Source organism: Pseudomonas sp. GW821-FHT09E04, from assembly GCF_059416185.1.
Genome location: NZ_JBWKOR010000001.1, coordinates 1309954 through 1317299, shown reverse-complemented (window position 1 = coordinate 1317299; position 7346 = coordinate 1309954). Strand labels below are relative to the sequence as shown.

The window sequence follows — 7346 nt, the reverse complement described above, 5'->3', positions numbered from 1 at the left end:
GGTAGAGCACGGGATTGTGACTCCCGTTGTCGTGGGTTCGATCCCCATCGTCCACCCCATATTTCGAAAGGCGCCAGATGTAACAGTCTGGCGCCTTTGCTTTAAAAAGCTTCATCCGCGGATGTGGTGGAATTGGTAGACACACTGGATTTAGGTTCCAGCGCCGCGAGGCGTAAGAGTTCGAGTCTCTTCATCCGCACCAATCAAAGCTTCATTCATGCCGTTGGTAGGGTGAAGTTCTACAAAGAAGTTGTTTGGCTTCTTTGGCACGCAATATGGTGGGCGTAGCTCAGTTGGTAGAGCACGGGATTGTGACTCCCGTTGTCGTGGGTTCGATCCCCATCGTCCACCCCATATTTCGAAAGGCGCCAGACTTAACAGTCTGGCGCCTTTTTTGTTTTACGGTTTCGAGTATTTCGGCGACTGCCGGTTTCGGGTCGCAGGGCAGGGCGCTTCGTCGTATTAATGTTGCTCGATGATGCTGCGCTGCCCGCCGACCTTGCTTGCGAGGTTGGCTGTCAGGGAGATGATTCAACCGCCTCTATATATAGAAGAGGTTGGCGCAGAGCCCTGGCTTGATTGGCTGTATTTGCTAACAGGGCGAGGCGCAACCGTTTGTCCCCGCCTTCAAATTGCCTGCTGTTTTCTTACCCGTTTTCAGTAGGGTGACTTCTTGAGTTTGACCCACTAGAATGCATGCCCTTGATTCTTGGGTCGGAAACGGCCGGCTAACGTCTGTGCAACGAGGAATATCCATGCAAGTTTCTGTTGAAAATACTACTGCTCTTGAGCGCCGCATGAGCATCACCGTGCCGGCTGAGCGCATCGAGACTCAGGTCAACAAGCGTCTGCAGCAGACTGCCCAAAAGGCCAAGATTGCTGGCTTCCGTCCAGGCAAAGTGCCAATGAGCGAAATCAAGCGCCGTTTCGGTGCTGATGCGCGCCAGGAAGCGATCGGCGACGTGATCCAGTCCTCCTTCTACGAAGCTGTGGTTGAGCAGAAGCTGAACCCGGCCGGTTCGCCGTCGATCGAGCCTAAGTCGCTCGAAGCTGGCAAGGACCTGGAATACGTAGCCGTATTCGAAGTGTTCCCAGAGTTCACCGTTGCCGGCTTCGAAGGCATCACCGTCGAGCGTCTGAGCGCTGACGTGGCTGACGCCGATCTGGACAAGATGCTGGACATCCTGCGCAAGCAGAACACCCGTTTCGAAGTGGCCGATCGCGCTGCCCAGAACGAAGACCAACTGAACATCGATTTCGTTGGCAAGGTTGACGGCGAAGTGTTCGCTGGCGGTTCCGCCAAGGGCACTCAGCTGGTGCTGGGTTCCGGCCGCATGATCCCAGGCTTCGAAGAAGGCTTGGTCGGTGCTAAAGCTGGCGAAGAGCGCGTTCTGAACCTGACCTTCCCAGAGGACTATCAGAACCTGGACCTGGCTGGCAAAACCGCCGAGTTCACCGTGACCGTCAACACCGTTTCCGAGCCAAAACTGCCAGAGCTGAACGAAGAGTTCTTCGCCCAGTTCGGTATCAAGGAAAGCGGCATCGACGGCTTCCGCACCGAAGTTCGCAAGAACATGGAGCGTGAACTGCGTCAGGCGATCAAATCCAAGGTCAAGAATCAGGTAATGGACGGTCTGCTGGCCACCAACCCGATCGAAGTGCCAAAGGCTCTGCTGTCCAACGAAGTTGACCGTCTGCGCGTGCAGGCTGTTCAGCAGTTCGGCGGCAACATCAAGCCTGACCAACTGCCGGCCGAGCTGTTCGAAGAACAAGCCAAGCGCCGCGTTGTGCTGGGTCTGATCGTGGCTGAAGTGGTCAAGCAATTCGACCTGAAGCCAGACGAAGCCCGCGTTCGCGAAATGATCCAGGAAATGGCTTCGGCTTACCAAGAGCCTGAGCAGGTTGTGTCCTGGTACTACAAGAACGAGCAGCAACTGAACGAAGTCCGTTCGGTTGTGCTGGAAGAACAAGTTGTGGATACTGTTCTGCAGAAAGCCAGTGTGACCGACAAATCGGTCTCTTACGAAGAAGCGGTCAAGCCGGTAGAAGCTCCAAAAGCCGACTGATTGTTTTTGCGTTAGAAGCACACACCATAAGCCAGCTTTCGAGCTGGCTTATGCGTATTCAAGACATAACTATTTGGGAGTGACTGCAGAGCATGTTCCGAAATTCGTATATTCAGCAGAACTCTGATATCCAGGCCGCCGGCGGCCTGGTCCCGATGGTTGTCGAGCAGTCCGCTCGTGGCGAGCGCGCCTATGACATTTATTCGCGTCTTCTGAAGGAGCGAGTGATCTTTCTGGTGGGTCCGGTAGAGGACTACATGGCCAACCTGATCTGTGCGCAATTGCTGTTCCTTGAAGCGGAAAACCCGGACAAGGACATCCATCTTTATATCAACTCCCCGGGCGGTTCGGTGACTGCGGGCATGTCGATCTACGACACCATGCAATTCATCAAGCCAAACGTGTCGACCACCTGCATCGGCCAGGCGTGCAGCATGGGCGCATTCCTGCTGACCGCAGGTGCTCCGGGCAAGCGCTTCTGCCTGCCGAACTCGCGTGTGATGATTCACCAGCCACTGGGCGGTTTCCAGGGCCAGGCGTCGGATATCGAAATCCACGCCAAGGAAATCCTTTTCATCCGCGAGCGTCTCAACACGCTGATGGCCAAGCACAGCGGTCGCACTCTGGAAGAAATCGAGCGCGATACCAACCGCGACAACTTCATGAGTGCAGAAGCTGCGAAGGAATATGGCTTGATCGACGAAGTGATCAACCAGCGTCCAGCTTAAAATAAGCAGCTCGAAATAGGCCTGGTCGGCTGGTCCGATCAGCGGCGGGCTTGAAAAAGCCCGCAATAGCCTTCATCTTGTGTTGCAAGCCTATCGGATTTGGATCGAACGAATGACTGACACCCGCAACGGCGAGGACAACGGCAAGCTGCTCTATTGCTCCTTCTGTGGCAAAAGCCAGCATGAAGTGCGCAAATTGATTGCCGGCCCCTCGGTCTTTATCTGCGACGAGTGCGTCGACCTGTGCAATGACATCATCCGTGAGGAGGTGCAGGAAGCACAGGCCGAAAGCAGCGCGCATAAATTGCCTTCGCCTAAAGAAATCAGCGGCATCCTTGACCAGTACGTAATCGGTCAGGAGCGTGCAAAGAAGGTTCTGGCGGTAGCGGTGTACAACCACTACAAGCGTCTGAACCAGCGTGACAAAAAGGCTGACGACGTCGAACTCGGCAAGAGCAACATCCTGCTGATCGGCCCGACAGGCTCCGGTAAAACCCTGCTGGCCGAAACTTTGGCCCGCTTGCTGAACGTTCCGTTCACCATCGCCGACGCAACCACCCTCACCGAGGCGGGTTATGTGGGTGAAGACGTCGAGAACATCATTCAGAAGCTGCTGCAGAAGTGCGATTACGACGTGGAAAAGGCCCAGATGGGCATTGTCTACATCGATGAAATCGACAAGATTTCGCGCAAGTCCGACAACCCGTCGATCACCCGGGACGTTTCCGGTGAAGGCGTGCAGCAGGCCTTGCTCAAGTTGATCGAAGGCACGGTCGCTTCCGTTCCGCCGCAAGGTGGTCGCAAGCATCCGCAGCAGGAATTCCTGCAGGTCGACACCCGTAACATCCTGTTCATCTGCGGTGGTGCGTTCTCCGGTCTGGAGAAAGTGATTCAAAACCGTTCCACCAAAGGTGGCATCGGTTTCAACGCAGAAGTACGCAGCAAGGAAGAAGGCAAGAAAGTCGGTGAATCCCTGCGTGAAGTCGAGCCTGACGATCTGGTCAAGTTCGGTCTGATCCCGGAATTCGTCGGTCGTCTGCCGGTCCTCGCGACGCTGGACGAGCTGGATGAGGCTGCATTGATGCAGATTCTCACCGAGCCGAAAAATGCCCTGACCAAACAGTACGCCAAGCTGTTCGAGATGGAAGGCGTGGATCTGGAATTCCGTTCCGACGCGCTGAAATCGGTCGCCAAACGTGCCCTGGAACGTAAAACCGGTGCCCGTGGCCTGCGTTCGATTCTCGAAGGTGTGCTGCTCGACACGATGTATGAAATCCCCTCGCAGTCCGAGGTGAGCAAAGTCGTGATCGATGAAAGCGTGATCGAAGGCAAGTCCAAGCCACTGTATATCTACGAAAACAGTGAGCCGGCTGCCAAGGCAGCGCCGGACGCCTAAGCGTCCAGTCTGCTGGAATAAAGAAGGGGCCTTCGGGCCTCTTTTTTTTTAAGAAATTTTAACGTCCTCATAGCGCTTGTTTTTTTTGGAAGCAGCCCCCATCTTGGTTTCAAGCTTAATTCCATCTGATTACGGCCATATGGCCGCCGTAGAGGCGAAATCATGAAGACCACCATCGAATTGCCTCTCCTGCCATTGCGTGATGTCGTTGTGTATCCGCACATGGTTATCCCGCTGTTCGTGGGGCGCGAGAAATCCATCGAAGCCCTCGAGGCCGCGATGACGGGCGACAAGCAGATCCTGCTGCTGGCCCAGAGAAACCCGGCTGACGACGATCCCGGAGAAGACGCTCTGTATCGCGTTGGCACCATTGCCACCGTTCTGCAGCTGCTCAAGCTGCCTGACGGCACCGTCAAGGTTCTGGTCGAGGGCGAGCAGCGTGGCGCTGTCGAGCGTTTCAGCGAAGTCGACGGCCATTGCCGCGCCGAAGTGTCGCTGATTGATGAAGTCGACGCCGCTGAGCGCGAGTCCGAAGTCTTCGTGCGCACGCTGCTGTCGCAGTTCGAACAATATGTTCAGCTGGGCAAGAAAGTCCCGGCTGAAGTCCTGTCGTCGCTCAACAGCATCGATGAGCCTGGCCGTCTGGTAGACACCATGGCCGCGCACATGGCGCTGAAGATCGAGCAGAAGCAGGAAATCCTCGAAATCATCGAGCTGCCGGCACGTGTCGAGCACGTTCTGGCCTTGCTGGACGCTGAAATTGATCTGCTGCAGGTCGAAAAACGCATCCGTGGCCGCGTCAAGAAGCAAATGGAGCGCAGTCAGCGCGAGTACTACCTGAATGAGCAGATGAAGGCCATTCAGAAAGAGCTCGGCGACAGCGACGAAGGCCACAACGAAATCGAAGACCTGAAAAAGCGAATCGATGCCGCTGGCCTGCCGAAAGACGCGCTGGCCAAGGCCACTGCCGAGCTGAACAAACTCAAGCAGATGTCGCCGATGTCGGCTGAAGCCACCGTCGTGCGTTCCTACATCGACTGGCTGGTGCAGGTGCCGTGGAAGGCTCAGAGCAAGGTGCGTCTGGACCTGGCTCGTGCTGAAGACATTCTCGATGCCGATCACTACGGCCTCGAAGAGGTCAAGGAGCGCATCCTTGAATACCTCGCTGTGCAGAAGCGCGTGAAGAAGATTCGTGGCCCGGTGTTGTGCCTGGTCGGTCCTCCGGGTGTGGGTAAAACCTCGCTGGCGGAGTCGATTGCCCATGCCACCAACCGCAAATTTGTGCGCATGGCCCTCGGTGGTGTGCGTGACGAAGCGGAAATCCGTGGTCACCGTCGGACTTACATCGGTTCGATGCCAGGAAGATTGATTCAAAAGATGACAAAGGTGGGCGTCCGCAACCCGCTGTTCCTGCTCGATGAAATCGACAAGATGGGCAGCGACATGCGTGGCGATCCGGCGTCGGCGTTGCTGGAAGTGCTCGATCCGGAGCAGAACCACAACTTCAACGATCACTATCTGGAAGTCGATTACGACCTGTCGGATGTGATGTTCCTGTGCACCTCGAACTCGATGAACATTCCGCCGGCGCTGCTCGACCGGATGGAAGTGATCCGTCTGCCGGGCTACACCGAAGACGAAAAGATCAACATCGCCGTCAAGTACCTGTCGCCAAAGCAGATTGCAGCCAACGGCCTGAAGAAAGGCGAGCTGGAATTCGACGAGGAAGCGATCCGCGACATCATCCGTTACTACACCCGTGAAGCCGGTGTGCGTGGCCTCGAGCGGCAGATTGCCAAGGTCTGCCGCAAGGCAGTGAAAGAGCATGCACTGGAAAAACGCTTCTCGGTGAAAGTGACAGCTGATCTGCTGGAACACTTCCTCGGTGTCCGCAAATTCCGCTACGGTCTGGCCGAGCAACAGGATCAGATCGGTCAGGTGACCGGCCTGGCCTGGACTCAGGTCGGCGGCGAACTGCTGACCATCGAAGCCGCTGTCGTACCGGGTAAAGGTCAACTGATCAAGACCGGTTCGCTGGGTGACGTAATGGTCGAATCGATCACTGCGGCCCTGACCGTGGTGCGCAGCCGTGCCAAGAGCCTGGGCATTCCCCTGGACTTCCACGAGAAGCGCGACACCCACATTCACATGCCGGAAGGTGCTACGCCGAAAGACGGTCCTAGCGCCGGTGTAGGCATGTGTACTGCGCTGGTGTCGGCTTTGACGGGTATTCCTGTGCGTGCCGATGTCGCCATGACCGGCGAGATCACCCTGCGTGGTCAAGTCCTCGCCATTGGCGGTCTGAAGGAAAAACTGCTGGCCGCTCACCGTGGCGGAATCAAGACAGTGATTATTCCGGAAGAGAACGTGCGCGATCTGAAGGAGATTCCTGACAATATCAAGCAGGATCTGCAGATCAAACCGGTTAAATGGATTGACGAGGTCCTGCAAATTGCGCTGCAATACGCGCCGGAGCCCTTGCCGGATGTGGCTCCGGAGATAGTTGCCAAGGACGAAAAACGTGAGTCTGACTCTAAGGAAAGAATTAGCACGCATTAATACGCTTTTGCCTGGGGGGCTTCCTTGACAGCTTTTTAGAGCCCTTGTTATAAAGCGGCTCTTAAGTGTCTGTAGGCCATTCAGCACTCGTTTTTGCTTTCACCAAAAAACTTAGAATCATACTCAAATAGATATAAGGGGACTTAGAGTGAACAAGTCGGAACTGATTGATGCTATCGCTGCATCCGCTGATATCCCGAAAGCTGCTGCTGGCCGTGCGCTGGACGCTGTAATCGAATCCGTCACTGGCGCTCTCAAGGCTGGCGACTCCGTAGTTCTGGTTGGTTTCGGTACTTTCTCCGTAACTGATCGTCCAGCTCGCGTTGGTCGTAACCCACAGACCGGCAAGACTCTGGAAATCGCTGCTGCCAAAAAGCCAGGTTTCAAAGCCGGTAAAGCCCTGAAAGAAGCCGTCAACTAAGTTTGATTCAGGTTTTTACCCATCCGGGTCGGGGTCATGCCTGACTTGGCAGCGGAGCGGTAGAGCAGGCGGTTTGGAATAATTGCCTGCTACACCGGGATCGAGGGTTCGAGCCCTGTCCGCTCCGCCAGTTACGAGAAGGCGCATCCTCGGATGCGCCTTTCTTCTATCCGGAT

5 protein-coding genes and 3 tRNA genes (1 of these 8 running past the window's edge) are annotated in these 7346 nt (G+C 55.8%); all 8 read left to right on the top strand.

Annotated features, from left to right (window positions below):
* Positions 1–59, top strand: a tRNA-His gene (locus tag AC07N4_RS05995); it begins 117 nt to the left of the window's first position.
* A gap of 58 nt (positions 60–117) precedes the next feature.
* Positions 118–202: transfer RNA gene (locus AC07N4_RS05990), tRNA-Leu, on the top strand.
* Positions 203–278: 76 nt separating this feature from the next.
* Positions 279–354, top strand: a tRNA-His gene (locus AC07N4_RS05985).
* A 401-nt stretch (positions 355–755) separates the two neighbouring features.
* Positions 756–2066: a trigger factor gene (tig, locus tag AC07N4_RS05980; RefSeq protein WP_011335037.1), complete on the top strand. Its 1311-nt coding sequence runs from the start codon at positions 756–758 to the stop codon at positions 2064–2066.
* 92 nt (positions 2067–2158) lie between these two features.
* A complete protein-coding gene (clpP, locus tag AC07N4_RS05975; RefSeq protein WP_007951559.1) occupies positions 2159–2794 on the top strand; it encodes an ATP-dependent Clp endopeptidase proteolytic subunit ClpP in 636 nt (211 codons plus the stop codon).
* Positions 2795–2906: 112 nt separating this feature from the next.
* Complete coding sequence (gene clpX / locus AC07N4_RS05970; protein ID WP_007951558.1) at positions 2907–4190, top strand: ATP-dependent Clp protease ATP-binding subunit ClpX; 1284 nt, start codon at positions 2907–2909, stop codon at positions 4188–4190.
* 162 nt (positions 4191–4352) lie between these two features.
* On the top strand, positions 4353–6749 hold the full coding sequence (gene lon / locus AC07N4_RS05965; RefSeq protein WP_096822335.1) for an endopeptidase La: 2397 nt from the start codon (positions 4353–4355) through the stop codon (positions 6747–6749).
* Between the two features lie 148 nt (positions 6750–6897).
* Positions 6898–7170 carry an HU family DNA-binding protein gene (locus AC07N4_RS05960; RefSeq protein ID WP_096822334.1) on the top strand — a complete coding sequence of 91 codons (273 nt, stop codon included), beginning with the start codon at positions 6898–6900 and terminating at the stop codon, positions 7168–7170.
* Positions 7171–7346: the final 176 nt, after the last annotated feature.

Coding starts and splice junctions, on each gene's coding strand:
- tig (WP_011335037.1), top strand. CDS start 756: ATGCAAGTTTCTGTTGAAAATACTACTGCTCTTGAGCGCCGCATGAGC.
- clpP (WP_007951559.1), top strand. CDS start 2,159: ATGTTCCGAAATTCGTATATTCAGCAGAACTCTGATATCCAGGCCGCC.
- clpX (WP_007951558.1), top strand. CDS start 2,907: ATGACTGACACCCGCAACGGCGAGGACAACGGCAAGCTGCTCTATTGC.
- lon (WP_096822335.1), top strand. CDS start 4,353: ATGAAGACCACCATCGAATTGCCTCTCCTGCCATTGCGTGATGTCGTT.